The sequence below is a fragment of the Pseudodonghicola xiamenensis DSM 18339 genome (assembly GCF_000429365.1).
Lineage (GTDB): Bacteria > Pseudomonadota > Alphaproteobacteria > Rhodobacterales > Rhodobacteraceae > Pseudodonghicola > Pseudodonghicola xiamenensis.
In genome coordinates, this window is the sequence record NZ_AUBS01000001.1 from 450,993 (window position 1) to 470,525 (window position 19,533).

Here is a 19,533-nt window from a genome sequence, read left to right on the forward strand (position 1 = left end):
GCCAATGATCCGCCAGATCAAGACTGTGGTTTCAACCCATCGCGATACACTGTTGCAAGATGCGATGGGGGTTGTTTCGCTGATCGTCCTGTTGGTGGCCGCGCTGCATTTGCCGGCTCTGGTCTGATCCGTTCGGTCTCTGTCCCGGATGTCCGGGGGAGAGATTAGGTCTTCTGCCTGCGATCTCGCGCCGGGGTGAACCTGCCTTTCGCTTCACTGTCCCATTGGAGGCGAAAGTGGACCTGCCTGTCCTGTACCGTCGGTCTTCTGCCTGGTCGACCCGATGGTGTTTGCCCCGGATCCCTCGTGAGACACGCATGACCTGCCGCCGCCGTTCCTGCCCGGAACGTGCGGCGGTTTTTTCTGAAAGCGGTCTGGTAACGCGCGGCTTGGCTTGCCGTCGGGCGCGGCTGCGGTCGCCATGGTGCCATTGATCGACCGGACGACAGCACGGGGGCGTGCAAGGCCCTGGTCGGCACGAGGCGGAAAACGGGCGGGGGAAGGGGGCTAGAGTTCGCCGGTGGCGAAGATCGTCAGCAGTGCCTTCAACACTGCATTGGCGGCGACCGATGCCAGGATCATCCCCATCACCCGGCTGACGATGGCCGATCCCGCATGTCCGATCAGCTTGATAATCGGATCGGCCAATCGCATCAGGACATAGGCCGCGGCGATAACCACCAGCATGATCACCGCGGTTACCGCCTGATCCGTGACACTGAAACGATTGTTGTCGGTCAGGATCACGATGGCCAGCATCGCCCCGGGCGAGGCCAGTGAGGGGACGGCAAGCGGAAAGATCGCCGGGTTCGGCTTGACCGGATCCTCCTCGGTCAGATCGGTGATCGCCTTGCGGTCCGATTCCGTCCGGGGCTCTCCGAAGATCATCGTCAGCGCGAACAGGAACAGCACGATGCCGCCCGCGACTTGAAACGAGTTCAGACCGATGTCCAGCGCGTTGATCAGCATCTGGCCGAAGACCAGAAAGAATAGCAGTACCCCGGCACTGACCAGCGCGGCCTGTAACGCCACCTTTTTGCGCATCGTCGCGGCGGTGCCCGCGGTAATCGCGATAAAGACCGGAATGGTGCCGATCGGATCAATCACCACCCAGAGGGTCACGAATTGATTGAGGATGCTTTGCAGGGTCACGGTGGTCCTTGTCGGCCAGGGGGGCGGTTGATGGCTGGGGTCAGGCGCAATGGGCCTGTTCGGCCTCTGCCATCGCCTCGACTGTCGCCTCCAGGGCCAGCAGGATCGAGGCATGGCGATTCTTGAACTCTCGCGCCGGCAGCAGCACTTCAAACCCGTCGAAGGGCGCCTCGGGCACCGGGCCGCCTTCCTTCAGCATCGCTTTCAGCTGATCGCGCGCTTTCTCGACTTCGGCGCGGCTGGCGCCGATCACGACACGGCCCACCACCGAGGCGGCCGCCTGGCCCAGTGCACAGGCCTTCACATCCTGGGCAAAATCAGTGACCTTGCCATCCTTGGTCACCACATCGACGGTCACTGTCGAACCGCAGAGCGGCGAGCGTTTCTTGACGCTGGCATCGGGGTGATCCAGCCGGCCCAGATGTGGAATATCCGCCGCCAGCGCCAGAATCCGCTGGGAGTAGAGCTTGACCAGATCACGATCGCCGGACATTGGGGTTTCCTTCTGCTGTTATATCCTTACATAGGCGTCTCGACCCGCGTTGCAAAAGGTTTTCCACCATGCATTTCGATCCTGCATCCCTGATTTTCAACCAGGCCGGTCTGATCCCGGTGATTGCCCAGGATGCGGCCAGCCACGAGGTGCTGATGATGGCCTGGATGAATGCCGAGGCCGTCGCCCGCACGCTGGAAACCGGCCGCGTCACCTATTGGTCTCGCTCGCGGCAAAGCTTCTGGGTCAAGGGCGAAAGCTCGGGCCATGTGCAGAAACTGGTCGATTTCCGTGTCGATTGCGACCGCGATTGCCTGCTGGTCCTGGTCGATCAGACCGGCCCGGCCTGCCACACCAATCGGCGCAGCTGCTTCTACACTGCCGTGCGCGATGGTGACGAAGTCGAGCTGATGAAACCGGTGGAATAACCGGTCGCGGCTGCGCCCTTCGATCTGGATGCAAATATCCCGGGGGGAGGCCGCAGGCCGTGGGGGGCAGCGCCCCCCACCCTCAGCCTGCCAAATCCACCATCGCCCGGATATCCTCCGGGGTCGCGCCCTCGTCGCGATAGCGGGCGATGGCGCGGGCGTCGTCACGTTTGGCCAGCCGCTTGCCGGCGGTGTCGCGGATCAGCCGGTGATGATGGTAAACTGGCGTCGGCAGCTCCAGCAGCCCCTGCAGTACCACATGAATCTGGGTCGCCTCGAACAGGTCGGCACCGCGTATCACATGGGTGATGCGCTGGTCTGCATCGTCCACCACCACCGAGAGGTGATAGGACCCCCCCATGCCCCGCCGCACCAGCACGATATCGCCCACGGTTTCGATCAGCCGGTCCCGCTCCAGCGCATGCCGGCCCGGGTGCAAGGGGCCGGTCTCGACAAAATCGCGCAGGGGCAGGGCAGCGGTGGCTTTCGCCATATCCAGCCGGATCACATCCTGGGGCCCGGCCTCGGCCATTGTGCGGCTCCGGCAGGTGCCGGGATAGATCCGCCCGTCGGGGCCGAATTGCGGCACGCCTTCCTGCGGCGCGCCGGCAGCGGTCTCGATATCGCCGCGGCGGCAGCGGCAGGGGTAGGTCAGCCCCATGTCCGACAGGCGCCGCAGCGCTGCGCGATAGCGCGGCAGCCGATCCGATTGCCGCATCGCTGGCATCGGCCAGCGCAGTCCGAGCCAGTGCAGATCGTCATAGATATGCGCTTCCCATTCCGGTCGCGACCGGCTCTGGTCAATATCCTCGATCCTGAGCAAGAATTGCCCCTCCGCCGCCCGCGCCATGTCCCAGGCCAGCAGGGCGGAATAGGCATGCCCCAGATGCAGCGGCCCGGTGGGCGAGGGGGCGAAGCGGGTGGTCAAGCTCATCGTCGGCGGATCACCAGTACCCGCGCGGTGGACCCGAGCCCGGCAACATGCGGGCCGGTCTCATCGACCTCGACGATGGCCTCCGAGCTGTTCACCGTGCGGTCGAACCATTTCATATACTCTGCATCCTCCAGCGCCAGGTTGTTGTAGCTGAAGGCCAGGCGGCCATGGGACGGCAGCGCCATCAGGATCGCGGGCAGGCAGCTTGCCGGGGCAGCACCGGGAGAGATGGCCCCCACCGCCGTGACCAGGCGATAGCGCGAGACGAGGCCCGGATCGGGATTGCCCATCGGAAGGGGCAGGAGGCGGTCATAGACCTTCTTCGCCTCCGCCTGTTGCAGCATCCCGGTCGAGACATCGGCGCCGTGGATATGCTGGAAGCCGGCATCGGCCAGCGCCAGACCTGACAGCCCGGTGCCGCAGCCGAAATCCAGAACCGGCGTCGCCAGATCGCCTTCGGTCAGGGTGGATTTCAGGGCGGCCGCGACCCGGGCGGGGGTTTTGTACTTCCCTTCCGTCAGCTCCTTGTCGTAGCTGTCGGCCCATTGATCGTAGACGTCGCGTTGCGTTTCGGCGTTCTCGACGCCGTAGATCTTCTCCAGAAATGTATGTGACATGGAGACTATCTATACCCTCGGGGCGCAAGTTCCTAGTCCTCGGGCGGGCCGATCCCGAAGGCGGTGGGACGGATCGCGCGATCCGCTCGGGTCATGCCCCCCGGGTTGTGTTCCGCGGCGTGCTCCGTCTCAGTCGGTGGTTGCCAGCCAGGCCTGCCACTCTTCCTTGGCGCGGTCGGTATAGGCCTTGTAGCGGTCCTTGCGACCACGACGCCCGCCTCTCAGCCCGTCGACGGGGGGGAACAGACCGAAGTTCACATTCATCGGCTGGAAGGTTTTCGCCTCGGCTCCGCCGGTGATATGGGTGATCAATGCGCCCATGGCGGTGGTGCCTGGCGGTGGCGTCAGCGGTTGGCCCGCCAGTTCGGCCGCGGCCATCCGGCCGGCGAGCAGCCCCATGGCGGCGCTTTCAACATAGCCCTCGACCCCGGTGATCTGGCCGGCAAAGCGGATGTTCGGCCGCGATTTCAGCCGCATGTTGCCGTCGAGCAGCGTCGGAGAATTGATGAATGTGTTGCGGTGGATGCCGCCCAACCGCGCGAAACTGGCATTCTCCAGCCCCGGGATCATCCGGAACACATCGGTCTGGGCGCCGTATTTCATCTTGGTCTGGAAACCGACGATGTTGAAAAGCGTTCCCAGGGCGTTGTCGCGGCGCAGTTGCACCACCGCATAGGCCTTTTCCTCGGGCTTGTGGGCGTTGGTCAGTCCGACCGGTTTCATCGGCCCGTGGCGCAGCGTTTCGCGCCCACGCTCGGCCATCACCTCGATCGGCAGGCAGCCGTCGAAATAGCCGGCGGTTTCGCCCTCGTGAAACTCGGTCTTGTCGGCGGCGAGCAGCGCGTCGATGAAGGCCTCGTACTGCGGCTTGTCCATCGGGCAATTGAGATAGGCGGTGCGCTCTTCCTCGGTCTCGCCCTTGTCATAGCGCGACTGCATCCAGGCCACATCCATATTGACGCTTTCGGCATAGACGATAGGGGCGATGGCGTCGAAGAAGGCCAGCGCATCGGCGCCGGTTTCCGCCTGGATTGCCTGACCCAGCGCGGAAGAGGTCAAGGGGCCGGTGGCGATGATCCAATGCCCCTGATCGGGCAGTTCGGTCACCTCTTCATAAGAGACCGAGATATTGGGATGCGCCATCAGCCGCGCCGTCACGGCTTCGGAAAACGGATCGCGGTCGACCGCCAGGGCGCCGCCGGCGGGCAGGCGGTGGGCATCGGCGGTGGCCATGATCAGCCCGTTCGCCGCGCGCATTTCCCAATGCAGCAGCCCCACCGCGTTCTGTTCGCTGTCATCCGACCGGAAGGAGTTGGAACAGACCATCTCAGCCAGGTTGCCGGTGCGATGGGCAAAGGTTTCGACCTTGGGGCGCATTTCGTGGATCACCACGCGCACCCCGGCATTTGCCGCCTGCCAGGCGGCTTCGGACCCGGCCATGCCGCCGCCGACGATATGAAGTGTCTCGCTCATATCCTGCCAGATAGGCCAGGCCGGGGCGCGGCGCAACGGGGGATGATGCGACAGCATCGCCGCGACAGCCCGGAGGCGGCCCGCACCATGGCGCCGTCGGTGTCACGTGGTGTGGATGCGGCTACTGCTGCCAGCTTGGCGGCCGCTTGTCGAGAAAGGCGGCGATGCCTTCTTCGGTGTCGCGGTAGAGCATGTTTTCCACCATCACCTGACCGGCATAAGCATAGGCCTCTGTGACCGGCATCTCGATCTGGTCGTAAAAGGCGCGCTTGCCGATCCGCACCGCCGCGCTCAGCTTGGCGGCGATGGTCTGGGCCAATTCGGCGGTCTCGGCCTCCAGCGCTTCGGGGGCAACGACGCGATTGATCAGGCCGCGCGCGCGGGCCTCCTCCGCGTCGATGAAGGCACCGGTGGTCAGCATCTCGAACGCGTGCTTGCGCGCGATATTGCGGCTGAGCGCCACCATCGGCGTGGAGCAGAACAGACCGATGTTCACCCCGTTGACGCCGAACCGGGTGCCGGCGGCGGCCACGGCCAGATCGCAGCTTGCCACCAATTGGCAGCCGGCAGCAGTGGCGATGCCATGCACTTGGGCGATCACCGGCTGTGGCAGGTCGCGGATCGACAGCATCATCCGGGTGCAGCGGTCGAAGAGATCGGCGAAATAGGCCTTGCCGCCGTCTTCCGCCTGACGGCCGGCGGTCATCTGCTTCAGGTCGTGGCCGGCGCAGAACGCCTTGCCCGCGCCCGACAGGATGACGGCACGAATGGTCTGATCCTGTTTCAGCGCGTCGAATTCGAATTGCAGCGCCGCCAGCATCTCGTCCGACAGGGCATTCAACCGCTCGGGCGCGGTCATCCGCAGATGCGCCACCGCGCCGGTGTCGTGACGTTCCAGAATTGCCATCTTGTCTCTCCTCCCTCACTTCGCCTCTAGTCTAGGAGAGGAGAGACGGGAGGAAAAGCATGACATTGGCCCTGACGCGGGACGAATTGGCGGAATATCTGCACGAGGTGTTTCCGCAGATCCGCGACGATTTCGCCATCGACGATCTGAGCCCGGAACGGATCACCATGCGGCTGTTGACGGCCGAGCGGCACCTGCGGCCCGGCGGCACTGTGTCGGGGCCCTCGATGTTCGCCCTGGCGGATGTGGCGGTCTATGCCATGGTGTTGGCCCGGATCGGGAAAAAGGCGCTGGCGGTAACCACCAACTGTTCGCTCGATTTCATGCGCAAGCCCGAAGCCGGGCGCGACCTGATCGCGGAATGCCGCCTGCTCAAGCTGGGGCGGGTGCTGGCGGTGGCCGATGTGCTGATGTTCTCGGAAGGCGGAACCGATCCGGTGGCGCGCGCCAGCATGACCTATTCGATCCCGCCAGCATAGTCTGGCCCGTGCATGCGGCAGAATAGGCGGCGGGATACGGCGTGGCGTGATCATGCCAAAAAACCTGCTTATAAAATGCCGCTTTTGACTTGCATCAAAGTTGGCGGATCGGTGCTCGGGCAGGGTCGGGAAAACATATGAGGTTTTCTGAATGTCTTCCGTTGTCGATCCTGCCGCCCCTGTCGTTTCCGGGGCACAACGTCTGTCGCATTTTCCGGTCACCTTCTTTGCGGTGGCGATGGGGCTGATGGGGCTGGTGCTGGCGCTGCATGGCGCCGGTCGAACGCTCGCTTGGGCCGCTGTGCTGGGCCAGGGGGTGTTCTATGCCGCGGCGGTGGTCTTCGTGGCGATCGGGGCGGTCTATCTGCTGAAGCTCTTGCGCTATCCCGCCGCGGTGCGGGCCGAATGGAACCATCCGGTCAAGCTGGCGTTCTTTCCGGCGATGACCGTGGCGCTGTTGCTGACGGCGACCGCCTGCCTTGGCGAATACCCGTCTCTGGCGCGGGCGCTCTGGATTCTGGGGACGGTCGGGCAGGGGATTTTGACCATCGCCGTGATCTCTGGCTGGATCAGTCATCGGTCGTTCGAGGTTGCGCATCTGACCCCGGCCTGGTTCATTCCGGCGGTGGGGAATGTGATTGTACCGATCGCTGGGGCACAGATGGGGTACAATGAGATCTCGTGGTTGTTCTTCTCGGGCGGCATTGTGTTCTGGATCGTGTTGCTGACGCTGGTGATGAACCGGCTGGTGTTCCACAATCCGATCCCGGCACGGTTGTTTCCGACGCTGGCGATCCTGATCGCTCCGCCGGCAGTGGCCTTTGTCGCCTATTATCAGCTTGTCGGGCAGGTCGATCCGTTCGCCCGTATCCTGCTGAATACGGCCTATGTCTTTGCCGTTCTGATGTTGGTGCAGGTCCCGAAGCTGTTGGCGCTGCCCTTCGCCCTGAGCTGGTGGGCGCTGTCCTTCCCGGTCGCGGGGCTGACCATCGCTTCGTTGCTCTATGCCAGGGTGGCGCAGTCGTCGGCGCATCTGCTGGTGGGCTATGGGGCGCTGGCAGTGCTCTGCACGGTGATCGCAGGCCTGATCTGGCGTACCCTTGTGGCCATTGCGCGCAAGCAGATTTGCCAACCTGAATAGAGCAATGAACCTGTCGTCCGGGGCGGTGGACCGGCCCGGGCAGGCGCTGTGCACGAAAAAAACGCCGGGGCAAAGCCCCGGCGAGGAAGAGGTCCGATAAACCGGACGGGGATGGTTGCGAGCGGCTCAGCCTTTCCAGAAGGGACGAGAGGCTTCCTTATGAGCCTGCGCATGGGTGACGCCGATGTCATCCAGCATAAAATCGTCCAGCTCGCTCAGATGCTTGCGGGTGCGCCGTCGCATCGCCCACAGACCGAATACGGTGGTCAGACGCTTGAGAACCGAAACGGTCGGTCGCTGGCGCCGAGCTGCGCCATAGACAGAAGAGGACCCGGTTTGCGTCATGCGAGACATTGTAGCACCTATCTAAATTGTATTGACACGCTTTCATCTTGTTCGGTAGATATTTGGTACAATGACTTTTGCGATAAGGTCAAAAGAAAGATTGTTATGGATACAATTTGGTCTGATACCTTCGATGGCTCTTCCGGGCCGAAATATCGCGCCGTGGTCGAGCGGATCCGCCGTGCGGTACGCGGCAAGGAGTTGAAGGCAGGGGAAAAATTGCCGCCGGTGCGTGAGCTGGCCTATCAGCTTTCGATCACCCCGGGCACGGTGGCGCGGGCCTATAAGATCCTGACCGACGAAGGGGTGCTGCAGGCCGAGGTGGGGCGCGGCACCTTTGTTGCGCCGCCGGTAAGTGCCGGACAGGACGAACAGGGATTCGGGGAATCCGAACTCGTGCTGGACGTGGCGCCGCATAACCGTGAGGGCGGAGACGGGTATCACGTCAACCTGTTCTCGCCGCATTTGCCCAGTGTCGGGCAGGCGGGGCTGATCCGCGAGCTTCTGGGAGACATCGCCAAGGAGCCGCCCTCGGGTTTCATGCATTATCCTTCGCGTGAGGGGGCCCGTCCGGCCCGCGAGGCGGCGGCGCGATGGTTGTCTGAACGCGCGGTGGGGCGGGTGCGCGAAACCGAGGTGGTGTTCAGCAACGGCGGGCAGAACGCGCTGTGTCTGGTGTTGCAGGCCGTCCTGCGCGGCCGCCGCCCGGTGGTTCTGGTCGAGGAGCTGTCCTATCCCGGGTTCCGCCGTGCGGCAGAGCTGTTGCGCGCGGATGTGGTGCCGGTGGCGATGGATGCCGACGGGATCATTCCCGAGGCGCTGGAGATCGCGGCGCGCCAGCATGATGCGCAGATCCTCTGCACCTCGCCCGAGGCGCATAATCCGACGCTGACCCACACCCCGCTGGAGCGCCGCCGCGCCCTGGTCGAAATCGCCCGGCGGCACGATCTGCAGATCCTCGAGGACAATTGTTATCATGTGGCCGAGACCGCGGTGCCCAGTTATCGGCTGTTGGCACCGGAACGCAGTTGGTATGTCACCTCGATTTCGAAAAGCATTACCCCGGCTTTGCGGGTGGGCTTTGCGCTGGCGCCGAAGGACCGGACGGTGCATTTGCGCCGCGCCGCCGAACATGGCTTTTTCGGTCTGGCGACACCGCTGACCGATCTGATGGCGCGGCTTCTGGTCGATCCGCGGCTGGATGCGCTCAGCGTCAAGACGCATGAGGTGATCCGCGATTATGTTCAATGCGCGGTGAATGTTCTGGGCAGCTATCAATTGGTCTGGCGTCCCGACATCCCGTTTCTCTGGCTGCCCCTGCCGCTGGGCTGGCGGGCCGGGGCCTTCGTTCAGGCTGCAGAGGCCGAAGGGGTGCGGTTGCGTTCGGCCGAGGATTTCGTGATGCGCAGTTCACGGGCGCCCCATGCGGTGCGGTTGTCGATCAACGCTGGCGTCGAGGCCGATACCTTTGAAAGGGCGATGCTGCGGTTGCGTCTCCTCCTAGACAATCCTCCGGAGCTGATCGCCGTCTGAAATTTGGGGTATTATAATACCTATTTTTTATCCATTTGAAATTGCTTGATTATTTGGATTTCAACTGTGTTGACGTGACATCTGACCTTCCTTATACCCCGCCCATCGAATTGCCGCGGGCCGGACCTTGTCCCGCGCATCACGTCAAACGGGACTGATCCGATGAAAACCTTTTCTGCGACCCCTGCAGAGATCGACAAGAAATGGATCCTGATCGACGCCGAAGGCGTTGTTCTGGGTCGTCTTGCCTCGATCATCGCCATGCGCCTGCGTGGTAAACATAAAGCAACCTTCACCCCGCATATGGACATGGGCGACAACGTCATTGTCATCAATGCGGACAAGGTTCAAATGACCGGCCGGAAGCGCGAAGAGCACTTCTACTGGCACACCGGCCATCCGGGCGGCATCAAGTCGCGCACCAAACAGCAAATCCTGGAAGGCGCTCACCCCGAGCGCGTGGTCTTCCAAGCTGTCAAGCGCATGCTGCCGGGCAACCGTCTGTCGCGTCAGCAACTGACCAATCTGCGTATCTACGCCGGCGCCGCGCACCCGCATGAGGCGCAAAGCCCCGAAGTTCTGGACGTGAAGTCCATGAACAAGAAAAACACCCGGAGCTGATCATGGCCGAAGAAATCAAGACTCTCGCCGAACTGGATGTCGTCGCCGCCAATGGTGAGCTGGTGACCGCTGAAGTCGAACTCGACCTGCCGCGCGAACCCGTTCGCGACGAGCTGGGCCGCTCCTATGCAACCGGCAAGCGGAAGGACGCGGTCGCTCGCGTCTGGATCAAGCCGGGCTCGGGTAAAGTCGTCGTCAACGGCAAGGACATGGGTGTCTACTTCGCCCGTCCGGTGCTGCAGCTGATCCTGCGCCAGCCGTTTCAGGTGGCCGGTGTCGAAGGTGAATTCGATGTCATGGCAACCGTCAAGGGCGGAGGCCTGACCGGTCAGGCCGGTGCGGTCAAGCACGGCATTTCCAAAGCGCTGCAGCTTTACGATCCGTCGCTGCGCGGTGCTCTGAAAGCCGCAGGCTTCCTGACCCGCGACAGCCGCGTTGTCGAACGGAAGAAATACGGTAAGCGCAAAGCCCGCCGCTCCTTCCAGTTCTCCAAGCGTTAATCGCCGGAACGATCCAATTCGAAAGGCCGCGCAATTTGCGCGGCCTTTTTCGTTGTCTTGTGGTTCTTCTGCGTGGCGTGGGCGCTGGCCCCGGCGCCCGGAGGCGCGCGGGATCAAGGGCGATAGGGGGGCAGATCGCTGGCAAGGGGAACCGCAGCGAGACAGCCGCCCCGTGCCAGCAAAAGCCGGTCGGTGATCAGGCGCCGGGTCATTTTGCGGGTGCTGCGTCGCAACTCTTTCACCAACCGATAGGCAGCCGGCCCCTTGTCGGCCCGGGCGCGGGGGGCGGCACCGGTGCGTTCGCTGCCCGAGATGCTGGGCGGGATATCGGACCGGTCGGCCAGATCGGCGAACATGCCCTGAACCGCAACGGCGGGATCGAGCTGAAACGCGCGGTAGCCGGGGTAGCGACGGGTCAGGAAGTCGTCCAGATGATCGCAATAGCTCTGGCTCTGACGTAGCAGGAGTGCGGCCCCCGTCGGGGTCAGCAGATAGGCGGCGGCGCTGGCGATCACCCCGGTCAGCGGACGCAGAGATTGCCCGCCCATCCGGGTTGCCGGGCCGAGCCGTAGCGGGCCGCCAGGGCTGTCGAGCTTGACCATATCAAAGCGTTCGGCCGCGGTGGCGAGGGCGGCACAGACGGCGCCGGCCTGCTCTGACAGCAGAACGTCGTCCTCCATCAGCACCGCCGGCTGGCCGCTTTCTGCAACCTGCTGCCAGAGCGCGCGATGACTTTCGAAGACCGCGACCTCCGAGAGCAGCAGGCTCCAGTAGGCCCCCCACCGCCCGGGACGGTAGCGCGGGCTGAGCGGCGTCGTCGCGGCATCGACGGCTGAGAAGCGGTGCACCCTGTCAAAGCCGGCACGTGCGCATTGCTCTTGCATGAAGGCAGCGCGCTCGGGCACCCGGTCGAGGTTGATGAAATGAACCGGCAGGCTCACCCGAACAGCTTTCTCAGCTTGCGCCATTTGTACTTCGATCGTCCTTTGGCGTGATCGCTCATGAATTCTTCACCGATGTCCTCGGCCTCATGGGTGCGCAGCAAGACCGGGGCGTTCCACGGCTCGTAGGGGACCAGCCGCCGTTCGGTCAGGCAGGGTCGCACGAAGCTTTGCGCGGTTTTGTTCAGCAGGCTCGCCGCGAAGGAGAACGAGCTGTTCGAGATTGCCAGATGATCGCCAAGTGTCAGCGCTGCGAAGTCGGTGAAAAAGCCGTGCGGCAGATCGGTGGCAGGCAGGTCGGCCTCGGTCAGGACGTTGAAGTCCCTGAAGGCAGGCAGCACTGCCGCTGCATCGTCCGAGGCGATGTAAAGCGTCAGATCGGGCTGTGTCTGGCGCAGCGACTGCACCCAGTCCAGATACCAGTTTTCCGGCGCGATAAAGAAGATGCCGGTGCCGAAATCCCCCCGCCGCAGGTGCAGCGGCACCACCGGCCCGGGCTGTTTGGAGAACAGCGTGGCGATCTGGGCCGCGCGGTCTGCATAGGCGCCCTTGAAGGTGAAGTCGCGCAGGATATCGGCCTTGTAGGGTTTGAAATAGCGGCTGTGATACTGAAAGAAGCCGGTGAAATCGGTGTTCGGACGCAGCAGGGGATCGTTGGCGACATTGCTGGTTTCCAGATCGTATGTGGTTTCCTCGATCTGAAAGGGCATCTTTGGCAGCGGATCGACGCCGGGCTGAACCTCGAACATCTCATCACCGGCCCAGATCGGGGTGGCGGCGGTGAAGTCATGTTCCCGCGCATAGCTCTGGATGAACATATACTGATAGAACTGGTTGCCGAACCGGCCCATGTTGCCCACCGCCGAACAGGTCACCATCGGCCGCCGGATATAGAGCGCATCGCCCCATTCCTCGGAATAGGGGGTATTGGTCATCACCCGGATGAAACCGTGATCGCCAAGGAAAGCATCGAGGTCCGAGATCAGCGGGCAGCCCTCGTAGAGTTCCGAGTAGTTCACTTCAAGCTGCAAGGCCTTGATATGCTTGAGCGTCTCTGTGGCGCCGCGCAGCGCCATCAGTTCAGCCCCCTGGATGTCCATGGCGATGAAATCGAGCTTTGACACATCAACCCCGGCCTCGGCCAGAAGCTGATCGAGCGGCGCGGTGCGCACCTCGATCGTTTCGGTCACGCCGATCTTGGGATAGAGCTTTGCGTGATCCTTGAGCTCGAGCAGCGAGCTCGATTGATCCATCGAGGTGATCTTGAAGGTGGCTGTGCCTTCGCAGTCCGAGGCGGCGCATTCGATCACGGTAACGTCCGCGTCCTTGGCGAAGCGATCGCGCAGCCCCTGCGCCAGGCCGGGATTGGCCTCGACAAAGACCACGGGGGTGATGTCGCGAGCGCGATAGGTCTTGATTTCGTCCCCCTTGTGGGCCCCGACATGAAGCACGCCGGTGGGGCGGATGCCATAGCGGTCGAGCAGCGGGAAATCCAACTCGATCTCGCTTCCCTGCTTCAGGAAGGGACCCATCAACCGTTCGTGCAAGGCAAGGAAATTGCTGTACTTATAGGTCTCATCCTTGCCGGAGAACTGCTTGAGTTCATAGAACTTTCGGTTCTCCACCCGCAGGATACGATAGCCGTTGCGCCGCAGCAGTGACCAGATATTTCGCAGTGACACGCCGGCGTCGAAGAAGGTGCCGCCATATTCGAATTGCAGGAAATCCACCTGACCGCGCCGCAGCAACCCGTCGGCGCCGCGCAGCACATCGTATTCGGCGCCTTCGACGTCGACCTTCAGAAAGCGGATCTGGTCGCGGCGACCGGCCCAATAGCTGTCGAGAGTGGTGCCCGGCACGGTGATGGCATCGAATCCGGCCGCGAGAATCTGATCCTCGACGCTGAGCCGGCGGTGCAGCGAACTCAGCCGGGCATCGTCGCGATAGACATGAAAGGTCATGTCCTCGGTGCAGTTGGTCACTGCGTTCCAGTTCAACCTGACCTTGTCGGCGAGCGTGGCCTTCAGCACGTCATAGGCCGCGGGCGAGGCCTCGAAAGCGTGCAGTTCCACCGATTTGTCATGCAGTACCGCGTCTGACCATTTGCCGTGATGCGCGCCGACATCCAGGACGACATCGCCCTCGCGGATGCATTTTCCGATGATGAAACGTTCCTCATCGGTAATAGGGTCGGCTTGGTGGCGTTTGCGCTCCGCCCTGCGAGAAAACAATTTCATTCTATTGTCCGTATCCAGGTCACGCAGTGGCGCGAATGTCAGGTCGTGGATCGAAATAGCAAAATTTTTCGGTATATTCCGAACCATGTTTGGCAAAGTCAAATCGCCTTGTAAACCGCTGGCTTCGGCGATTGTTTTTCAAACGTAGCCTGTGACTTCGTCATCAAACCGCTTCAAGGGGGCGCAGGCCTGAACGTCACTGGTCAGCCGCGATCAGCCCCAGTCCGCGAAGATAGATGCCGATCCCTGCCTCGAGCAGATCTTCGGGCGAAAATGGCGATGTGGCAATGTTGTTGCGGGCGTAAAGCTCGACCACCCCATGGCTCAGCGCCCAGATATGGGCACTGAACATCGAGGCCGGCGGCCGACGATCGGCGGGAATATGTTCAGACAGGGTTTCGGCGGCCTGTTCCAACACGCTACGGGCCCGCGTTGTCGCCGCGGCAAGTTCGGGCGTGCGGTTGGGGGCGATGCCGCTTTCGAACATGGCAATGTAATGCCCAGGGTGCTTGCGCGCGAAGGCCAGATAGGCGCGGCCTGTCGCCTCGAAGGCGGCAAGCGCCGAGGGCAGGCCGCTGTCATAGGCATATTTCATGAGGTCGGCGAATATCTCGAAGCCCTGGCGCGCGGCTTCGGCGATCAGGTCCTCGCGGCCGGCGAAATGGCGATAGACCGCCGCCGGGGTTACCCCGGCCAGCTTGGCGGCCTCTGACAGCGTAAAGCCGGTGGGGCCTTTTTCCTCGATCAGCGTCAGCGCCGCCTCGACCAGCGCCTGCCGCAGATTGCCGTGATGATAGCCGCGTTTTCCCATCCTCGTAATGCGTCAGCTATCCCAAAGGCCGGGGCCACCGCAGACGCTTAGATCCGGTTTGCCGATGGCTTTGGTGTCTTTTTGGTCATAGTCGAGGCTCAGCAGAAGATGCCGTATCGCCTCCAGTCGGGTGCGTCGCTTGTCGTCCGACCTGATGACGGTCCAGGGGGCATAGGGGCTTTGGCTGCGGGTCAGGGTCTCGGCGATGGCCCGGGTATATTCGTCCCAGAGATTCAGCCCCTTCACGTCGATATCGCTCAGCTTCCACTGCTTCAGCGGGTCGCGTTCGCGGGCGAGAAAGCGGCGCAGCTGTTCAGCCTGACCGATGTTCAGCCAAAGTTTGAACAGATGGATGCCGTCGTCGACCAGGGACTGTTCGAAAGGGATGACCTGGTGAAAGAAGCGTTCGCGTTCTTCGTCCGAGCAGAAGTCGAACACCTTTTCGACCACGCCGCGGTTGTACCAGCTCCGGTCGTAGAAGACGATTTCACCGCAGGTCGGCAGGTGGTCGATGTAGCGCTGGAAGTACCACTGGCCGCATTCCGTGTCGGTCGGCTTGGGCAGGGCCACAAGGCGTGCGCCGCGCGGGTTCAGATATTCGCGGAACCGTTTGATCGTGCCGCCCTTGCCGGCGGCATCGCGGCCTTCGAAGACCACCACGACGCGGGCACCGCTTTTCTTGACCCAGGCCTGCATCTTGCCCAGCTCGATATGCAGCGCCAGCAACTGGCGTTCATAGACCTTGTTCTTCAGTCGCTCCGAATGCGGGTAACCCGGCGTCAGGATGTCATCCTTGTCGGCCCGCTTGATCGCCTTGCGAACATGCTCGGGGGCGTCTTTTTCGAAAAATCGGGTGATTGCGCCGTCGAAGGGAAGGTCGTCCATGGCCATGTCGTCCTGCATTGATCTCAAATCACTATATGGAATGTTAAAGTGGTTTACGCAAACCCGCACGGGCCGCGGCCCGGTCGATGGCGGCGGCGACTTCGGGGGCGGCGACATGCTGGGGCATATGGCCGATGCCGTCGAGCCAGGTGATTTCGGCGGTTTTGATCCGGTCCGCCAGGGCGCGGGAATGCAACCCGGGGTCGACGGTGATATCGGCGGTGCCGTGGATGATTTCGGTGGGCACCGCGATCTGGTCGTAAAGCGGGGCCAGTGCTTCGATTTCGGCCAGCAGGTTGGCGCGCTGGCGGGCGTTGGCCCGCAGGCTGGAGCGTCTGAGCGTCAGCCGGGGGCCGAAATGATCGCCATAGCCCTTGGGCACCGGTTGCGGCGCGAAGACCTCGCGCAGGGTGGTCTCGATCTTGCTCTGCGGCACCCATGCGGTGAGCAGAGGCACCGCCAGCCGGGCCCCCAGCCGCGAAGAGGTGATGCGATAGAACAGATCGAGCGGGACCTCCCAAGGATGAGAGGCCGCCGAGACCGGGACCAGCGCCGAGAGCGCTTCGGGGTGATGCACTGCCCAGGCCAGCGCCACCGCGCCGCCATAGCTCTGGCCGACGACGATGGGGCGATCTGCGCCCAGCCTCTGCGCGGCGCCGACCAGCAGATCGGCCTGTTCAGAAATGCCCTCGTGCCCCTTTGGCAGCGGGTCGGAATAGCCAAGGCCGGGCCGATCGAACAGGATTACCCGATAGCGGTCGGCCAGCAGCGGGGCGAGGGCAAAGCTCATGTCCCGGGTATTGCCGCTGGAGCCGTGGATCAGCACCACATCCGGGCCGCTTCCCATTACCTCGGCATGTATGCGGGTGCCGTCGACGGCGATCATCCGGCCATGGGGCGGGTGGCTGGCCTCGGCCCGTGCCTCGGCGCGTGCCGCCCGCCAGAGCGTCGCGGCCGAAATCGCCGCCACAAGGGCCATTCCAATCCCGATAGTCGGCAGGACGAGCATCGCCCGTATCATCCGGTCAGCCGCAGTTGCGCAGGTCCATGCGTTCCTGCCCGATCCTGGCCATGTCGAAAGGCGTGGTCTGATAGATCTCGCCAATCCAGTTGCCGTAGAGAAGATGCGCCTGGCTGCGCCAGCGGTTCGACGGTTTCCGGCTGGGGTCATCGTCGGGGTAGTAATTCACCGGTACCTTGATCGCGCTTCCGGCAGCGGCGTCGCGGTCATATTCCTGCTTCAGCGTATCGCTGTCATATTCGAAGTGATTAAAGACATAGAGAGCACGATGGCCCGGATCCTCGACCAGACAGGGGCCAACCTCGGCACTGCCCAGAAGCGTGTTCAGTTGCGGGATCGCATCCAGTTCAGTCTGCTTGATCTCGGTCCAGCGGCTGACCGGGACGATGAAATCATCCGAAAGCCCACGCAGATAAGGCGAGGACGGGTTCAGGTTCTGCTGCCGGAAACAGCCGAAGGCCTTATGGTCGAGGATATGCTTCTGCACCCGGTGGAAGTGATAGATCATCGCCATGCCGCCCCAGCATACGCCGAAGGTGGAGTGCACGTTGGTCTGGGTCCAGTCGAACACCTCCTGGATTTCGTCCCAATAGGTCACTTCCTCATAGGGCAGATGTTCGATCGGGGCGCCGGTGATGATCAGCCCGTCGAATTTCTCGTCCTTGACCTCCTGGAAGGGGCGATAGAATTCTTCCATATGTTCGGCGGCGGTGTTCTTGGTCTGATGTTCGGTCATCCGGATCAGCGACAGGTCGATCTGCAGTGGCGTGGCGCCGATCAGCCGGGCGAACTGGTTCTCTGTCTGGATCTTCTTCGGCATCAGGTTCAGAAGCCCGATCTTCAGCGGCCGAATGTCCTGCCGCGCCGCCTGATCTTCGGACATGACCATGACGCCCTCGCGCGAGAGCACGTCATAGGCAGGCAGGTCAGCTGGGATCTTGATGGGCATGGCGAACAGGTTCCTTGTGGTTTCCTGATAGATAGACCCGCCTGGCCACGGTGCCAAGCGGGGAGGATGCGGACAAAGCTGCGGCGGGGCCGTCGGGACCGGGGCGTTACCCGCGGGCGGCGAGGGTCTCGGCGATCAGATCGTCGAAGTCATGCGAATCCCGCATTCGGGCGATCTGGTCGGCGCTGACCGTGATACCCCAATTGTCGGCCATCGCCTGATAGCGGGGCTGGCGATGCGCCAGTGCCTGGGCATAGGTCCAGCGGATGAAGCTGTCGGGGTCGACCTCCTCTGCGGCACAATCGCGCTCGGACAGGTATTGATCCCAGATGCGGGTCAGGAACTCCGGCTGGTAGGACATCGGTTTCGGCGCACGGTCAAAGCGGCGGATCAGCTCTTCGGTATGGGCCTCGTCGCCCTTGATCCAGACCATCAGCGTGTGCTTGGTCAGCTCGCTCAGCACCTGATCGTCGGGGTTGTTCGGGTCGACCCATTCGCAGATCGACCCACCGGTGTCACAGATGAAATGCGGATAGCCATAAAGCCGTTCTGCCCGGTCGATGAAATATTCGGTATCGAGCAGCGCGTGGATCTCGGCCAGGCGGAACTGTTCCTGCCGGCGACGATATTCGGAGATCGGCAGGCCGCCCTTCATCTGATTGCCCGGCTTGCCCAGATAGGTCGAGACCGGCGCCAGATTGTCGAAACTGATGTTCGAGCCGATATAGATCGAATCCGACAGCAGCAGATCGCGCAGGAACGGCACCTTCATCGCCTCGGCCTTGGCGTTGTCGGTGATATATTCACCCATGTAACGGGTGCCGATGCGGTAATCGATGCTGTAATGGAACCAGTCGCCGGCGGCGCGCAGCATGTTGCTGACATAGGTCTTTCCCAGTCCCGACATGCCGAAGAACAACACCCGCTTGCGCGGGGCTGCGCGCCAGTTCTCTGCCGTCTGGTAAAGCATGCCCGAGCTCCGTCTCATTTCCCCGCCCGCTGTAATCCGCGGCACCGGCGCGGTCAATCAGGCGGCGCGCCGAGACGGGCGCGGACCGCGGGTTTCCGAGGTGATGTTCAGATAATTCCCGGCGAAGATGATGACGGCGCCGACCAGAACCCAGATGTCCAGAGGTTCGCCATAAAGGACCATGCCGATGACGGCGATGGCAGGCAGTCGGACGAAATCCAGTGGCACCACCACGGTGGCCGGGGCGATGGACAGCGCATTGGCAACGCAGCTGTGGGCGATCAGCCCGGCCAGGGCGATCACCAGCAGCCAGGGCAGGGTGGAGGCATCGGGCAGGGCGATATCGCCATCCGCGCCGGCGGTGATCATGCCCAGCACAAGCTGGATCGACGTCAGCCAGAACATGATGTTGGCGACACTGTGATCGCGGGTCAGCCGTTTGGTGAAGAGAGTCGTCAGGGCGAAGAACACGGCCGCAGCGGCAGCGGCGAATACGCCCAGGTTCAATGTGTCGGGGCTGGGGCGCGCCACGACCAGGATGCCGATGAACCCGATGGCCGCCGACAGCGCCCGCAGCGGTGTGAGCCGTTCGCCCAACAGCAGCGGCGCCAGGACAACCACCCACAGAGGCGAGGTGAATTCCAGCGCGAAGACCTGGGCCAGCGGGATCACGGTGATGGCGAAGAACCAAAGATTCTGGCCGATGAAATGCGCCAAGTTGCGGCTGAATTGCAGTTTCAGTCCGCGCCGGTTGATCTGGTGAAAGCCTCTGGTCACGCCGAGAAAGACCAGAATGATCAAGACCCCCAGCCCGCTGCGATACATCATGATCTCAAAGGTATCGAGCGCGAAGCTTACCGCGCGCCCGGCCACGGCCATGGCCGAAAACGAAATGATGGCGCCGGTCATCCATAATGCGGCGCGGCCTACCCGCGGGGGCGTCTGATCCTGCATGTGATGGTTCCTCCACTTGCGGGCACCGAAGCGTTTCGGTGCTGCAAGGTCAAGACGGATTGCGGCGGTATTCGCATTGCGCCGGAAAAATGGTGTGCGCCGGGATCAATCTTGTCCTGCAAGCCTTTACGGCCATGGGGGT

At 62.8% G+C, this 19,533-nt stretch carries 22 protein-coding genes; 7 read left to right on the forward strand and 15 right to left on the reverse strand.

Going from position 1 to position 19,533, the window contains the following annotated elements; translation table 11 throughout:
- Positions 1–4: 4 nt before the first annotated feature.
- On the forward strand, positions 5–127 hold the full coding sequence (locus G455_RS27085) for a hypothetical protein (RefSeq protein ID WP_268246044.1): 123 nt from the start codon (positions 5–7) through the stop codon (positions 125–127).
- Between the two features lie 380 nt (positions 128–507).
- On the opposite strand, the gene G455_RS0102095 is transcribed toward G455_RS27085, so the two are convergent.
- Positions 508–1,146: a MarC family protein gene (locus tag G455_RS0102095; protein WP_028092153.1), complete on the reverse strand. Its 639-nt coding sequence runs from the start codon at positions 1,144–1,146 to the stop codon at positions 508–510.
- Between the two features lie 46 nt (positions 1,147–1,192).
- Positions 1,193–1,645 (reverse strand): iron-sulfur cluster assembly scaffold protein, encoded by a 453-nt coding sequence (locus G455_RS0102100; protein ID WP_028092154.1) that lies wholly within the window; start codon positions 1,643–1,645, stop codon positions 1,193–1,195.
- Between the two features lie 68 nt (positions 1,646–1,713).
- On the opposite strand from G455_RS0102100, the gene hisI reads away from it, so the two are divergent.
- Positions 1,714–2,073, forward strand: a complete 360-nt coding sequence (gene hisI / locus G455_RS0102105) for a phosphoribosyl-AMP cyclohydrolase (RefSeq protein ID WP_028092155.1) — start codon at positions 1,714–1,716, stop codon at positions 2,071–2,073.
- Positions 2,074–2,155: 82 nt separating this feature from the next.
- On the opposite strand, the gene gluQRS is transcribed toward hisI, so the two are convergent.
- The 4 genes from gluQRS to G455_RS0102125 form a co-directional block, all read right to left on the reverse strand.
- Positions 2,156–3,007 carry a tRNA glutamyl-Q(34) synthetase GluQRS gene (gluQRS, locus tag G455_RS0102110; RefSeq protein WP_028092156.1) on the reverse strand — a complete coding sequence of 284 codons (852 nt, stop codon included), beginning with the start codon at positions 3,005–3,007 and terminating at the stop codon, positions 2,156–2,158.
- Positions 3,004–3,624: a class I SAM-dependent DNA methyltransferase gene (locus tag G455_RS0102115; RefSeq protein WP_028092157.1), complete on the reverse strand. Its 621-nt coding sequence runs from the start codon at positions 3,622–3,624 to the stop codon at positions 3,004–3,006. Before G455_RS0102115 ends, gluQRS begins: the two co-directional genes overlap by 4 nt.
- Before the next feature lie 129 nt (positions 3,625–3,753).
- Positions 3,754–5,097 (reverse strand): methylenetetrahydrofolate--tRNA-(uracil(54)-C(5))-methyltransferase (FADH(2)-oxidizing) TrmFO, encoded by a 1,344-nt coding sequence (trmFO, locus tag G455_RS0102120; protein WP_028092158.1) that lies wholly within the window; start codon positions 5,095–5,097, stop codon positions 3,754–3,756.
- Positions 5,098–5,218: 121 nt separating this feature from the next.
- On the reverse strand, positions 5,219–6,004 hold the full coding sequence (locus G455_RS0102125; RefSeq protein WP_028092159.1) for an enoyl-CoA hydratase: 786 nt from the start codon (positions 6,002–6,004) through the stop codon (positions 5,219–5,221).
- A gap of 59 nt (positions 6,005–6,063) precedes the next feature.
- Between G455_RS0102125 and G455_RS0102130 the strand changes: the two genes are divergently transcribed.
- Together G455_RS0102130 and G455_RS0102135 are read left to right on the forward strand one after the other, a co-directional pair.
- Positions 6,064–6,483, forward strand: a complete 420-nt coding sequence (locus G455_RS0102130; RefSeq protein WP_028092160.1) for a PaaI family thioesterase — start codon at positions 6,064–6,066, stop codon at positions 6,481–6,483.
- A gap of 151 nt (positions 6,484–6,634) precedes the next feature.
- Positions 6,635–7,624: an SLAC1 anion channel family protein gene (locus G455_RS0102135; RefSeq protein ID WP_028092161.1), complete on the forward strand. Its 990-nt coding sequence runs from the start codon at positions 6,635–6,637 to the stop codon at positions 7,622–7,624.
- Between the two features lie 126 nt (positions 7,625–7,750).
- On the opposite strand, the gene G455_RS26765 is transcribed toward G455_RS0102135, so the two are convergent.
- A complete protein-coding gene (locus G455_RS26765; RefSeq protein ID WP_051312103.1) occupies positions 7,751–7,978 on the reverse strand; it encodes a DUF1127 domain-containing protein in 228 nt (75 codons plus the stop codon).
- A gap of 96 nt (positions 7,979–8,074) precedes the next feature.
- Between G455_RS26765 and G455_RS0102145 the strand changes: the two genes are divergently transcribed.
- The 3 genes from G455_RS0102145 to rpsI all read left to right on the forward strand — a co-directional run bounded on the left by G455_RS0102145 (position 8,075) and on the right by rpsI (position 10,623).
- Positions 8,075–9,502: an aminotransferase-like domain-containing protein gene (locus G455_RS0102145; protein WP_028092163.1), complete on the forward strand. Its 1,428-nt coding sequence runs from the start codon at positions 8,075–8,077 to the stop codon at positions 9,500–9,502.
- A gap of 162 nt (positions 9,503–9,664) precedes the next feature.
- Complete coding sequence (gene rplM / locus G455_RS0102150; protein WP_028092164.1) at positions 9,665–10,123, forward strand: 50S ribosomal protein L13; 459 nt, start codon at positions 9,665–9,667, stop codon at positions 10,121–10,123.
- Between the two features lie 2 nt (positions 10,124–10,125).
- Positions 10,126–10,623, forward strand: coding sequence for a 30S ribosomal protein S9 (rpsI, locus tag G455_RS23150; protein ID WP_035365912.1), 498 nt, complete (start codon positions 10,126–10,128; stop codon positions 10,621–10,623).
- A gap of 113 nt (positions 10,624–10,736) precedes the next feature.
- Here rpsI and G455_RS0102160 read toward each other — a convergent pair whose 3' ends face one another.
- From G455_RS0102160 to G455_RS0102195, 8 genes are all read right to left on the reverse strand, one after another.
- Positions 10,737–11,564 carry a glycosyltransferase family 25 protein gene (locus G455_RS0102160; RefSeq protein ID WP_161629382.1) on the reverse strand — a complete coding sequence of 276 codons (828 nt, stop codon included), beginning with the start codon at positions 11,562–11,564 and terminating at the stop codon, positions 10,737–10,739.
- Positions 11,561–13,801, reverse strand: coding sequence for an FkbM family methyltransferase (locus G455_RS25460; RefSeq protein ID WP_051312104.1), 2,241 nt, complete (start codon positions 13,799–13,801; stop codon positions 11,561–11,563). The genes G455_RS0102160 and G455_RS25460 overlap by 4 nt, the downstream gene beginning before the upstream one ends.
- A gap of 196 nt (positions 13,802–13,997) precedes the next feature.
- Entirely contained in the window at positions 13,998–14,612 is a 615-nt protein-coding gene (locus G455_RS0102170; RefSeq protein ID WP_028092167.1) for a TetR/AcrR family transcriptional regulator, read from the reverse strand.
- 12 nt (positions 14,613–14,624) lie between these two features.
- Positions 14,625–15,497, reverse strand: a complete 873-nt coding sequence (ppk2, locus tag G455_RS0102175) for a polyphosphate kinase 2 (protein WP_035365994.1) — start codon at positions 15,495–15,497, stop codon at positions 14,625–14,627.
- 43 nt (positions 15,498–15,540) lie between these two features.
- Entirely contained in the window at positions 15,541–16,506 is a 966-nt protein-coding gene (locus tag G455_RS0102180; protein WP_035365995.1) for an alpha/beta fold hydrolase, read from the reverse strand.
- Between the two features lie 16 nt (positions 16,507–16,522).
- Positions 16,523–17,467, reverse strand: a complete 945-nt coding sequence (gene metA / locus G455_RS0102185) for a homoserine O-acetyltransferase MetA (RefSeq protein ID WP_028092170.1) — start codon at positions 17,465–17,467, stop codon at positions 16,523–16,525.
- 106 nt (positions 17,468–17,573) lie between these two features.
- Positions 17,574–18,437: an ATPase gene (locus G455_RS0102190; RefSeq protein WP_028092171.1), complete on the reverse strand. Its 864-nt coding sequence runs from the start codon at positions 18,435–18,437 to the stop codon at positions 17,574–17,576.
- A 57-nt stretch (positions 18,438–18,494) separates the two neighbouring features.
- The gene (locus G455_RS0102195) at positions 18,495–19,391 is read right to left on the reverse strand and encodes a DMT family transporter (protein WP_028092172.1); all 897 of its coding nucleotides are present in this window, start codon (positions 19,389–19,391) and stop codon (positions 18,495–18,497) included.
- Positions 19,392–19,533: the final 142 nt, after the last annotated feature.

Excerpts from the sequence above, each read along its gene's own strand:
- G455_RS27085 (WP_268246044.1), top strand. The coding sequence starts at position 5 with ATGATCCGCCAGATCAAGACTGTGGTTTCAACCCATCGCGATACACTG.
- G455_RS0102170 (WP_028092167.1), bottom strand. The coding sequence starts at position 14,612 with ATGGGAAAACGCGGCTATCATCACGGCAATCTGCGGCAGGCGCTGGTC.
- ppk2 (WP_035365994.1), bottom strand. The coding sequence starts at position 15,497 with ATGGACGACCTTCCCTTCGACGGCGCAATCACCCGATTTTTCGAAAAA.
- rpsI (WP_035365912.1), top strand. The coding sequence starts at position 10,126 with ATGGCCGAAGAAATCAAGACTCTCGCCGAACTGGATGTCGTCGCCGCC.
- G455_RS26765 (WP_051312103.1), bottom strand. The coding sequence starts at position 7,978 with ATGTCTCGCATGACGCAAACCGGGTCCTCTTCTGTCTATGGCGCAGCT.
- gluQRS (WP_028092156.1), bottom strand. The coding sequence starts at position 3,007 with ATGAGCTTGACCACCCGCTTCGCCCCCTCGCCCACCGGGCCGCTGCAT.
- trmFO (WP_028092158.1), bottom strand. The coding sequence starts at position 5,097 with ATGAGCGAGACACTTCATATCGTCGGCGGCGGCATGGCCGGGTCCGAA.
- G455_RS0102100 (WP_028092154.1), bottom strand. The coding sequence starts at position 1,645 with ATGTCCGGCGATCGTGATCTGGTCAAGCTCTACTCCCAGCGGATTCTG.
- metA (WP_028092170.1), bottom strand. The coding sequence starts at position 17,467 with ATGCCCATCAAGATCCCAGCTGACCTGCCTGCCTATGACGTGCTCTCG.
- hisI (WP_028092155.1), top strand. The coding sequence starts at position 1,714 with ATGCATTTCGATCCTGCATCCCTGATTTTCAACCAGGCCGGTCTGATC.
- G455_RS0102115 (WP_028092157.1), bottom strand. The coding sequence starts at position 3,624 with ATGTCACATACATTTCTGGAGAAGATCTACGGCGTCGAGAACGCCGAA.
- G455_RS0102130 (WP_028092160.1), top strand. The coding sequence starts at position 6,064 with ATGACATTGGCCCTGACGCGGGACGAATTGGCGGAATATCTGCACGAG.
- rplM (WP_028092164.1), top strand. The coding sequence starts at position 9,665 with ATGAAAACCTTTTCTGCGACCCCTGCAGAGATCGACAAGAAATGGATC.
- G455_RS0102190 (WP_028092171.1), bottom strand. The coding sequence starts at position 18,437 with ATGCTTTACCAGACGGCAGAGAACTGGCGCGCAGCCCCGCGCAAGCGG.
- G455_RS0102125 (WP_028092159.1), bottom strand. The coding sequence starts at position 6,004 with ATGGCAATTCTGGAACGTCACGACACCGGCGCGGTGGCGCATCTGCGG.
- G455_RS0102145 (WP_028092163.1), top strand. The coding sequence starts at position 8,075 with ATGGATACAATTTGGTCTGATACCTTCGATGGCTCTTCCGGGCCGAAA.
- G455_RS0102180 (WP_035365995.1), bottom strand. The coding sequence starts at position 16,506 with ATGCTCGTCCTGCCGACTATCGGGATTGGAATGGCCCTTGTGGCGGCG.
- G455_RS25460 (WP_051312104.1), bottom strand. The coding sequence starts at position 13,801 with ATGAAATTGTTTTCTCGCAGGGCGGAGCGCAAACGCCACCAAGCCGAC.
- G455_RS0102135 (WP_028092161.1), top strand. The coding sequence starts at position 6,635 with ATGTCTTCCGTTGTCGATCCTGCCGCCCCTGTCGTTTCCGGGGCACAA.
- G455_RS0102195 (WP_028092172.1), bottom strand. The coding sequence starts at position 19,391 with ATGCAGGATCAGACGCCCCCGCGGGTAGGCCGCGCCGCATTATGGATG.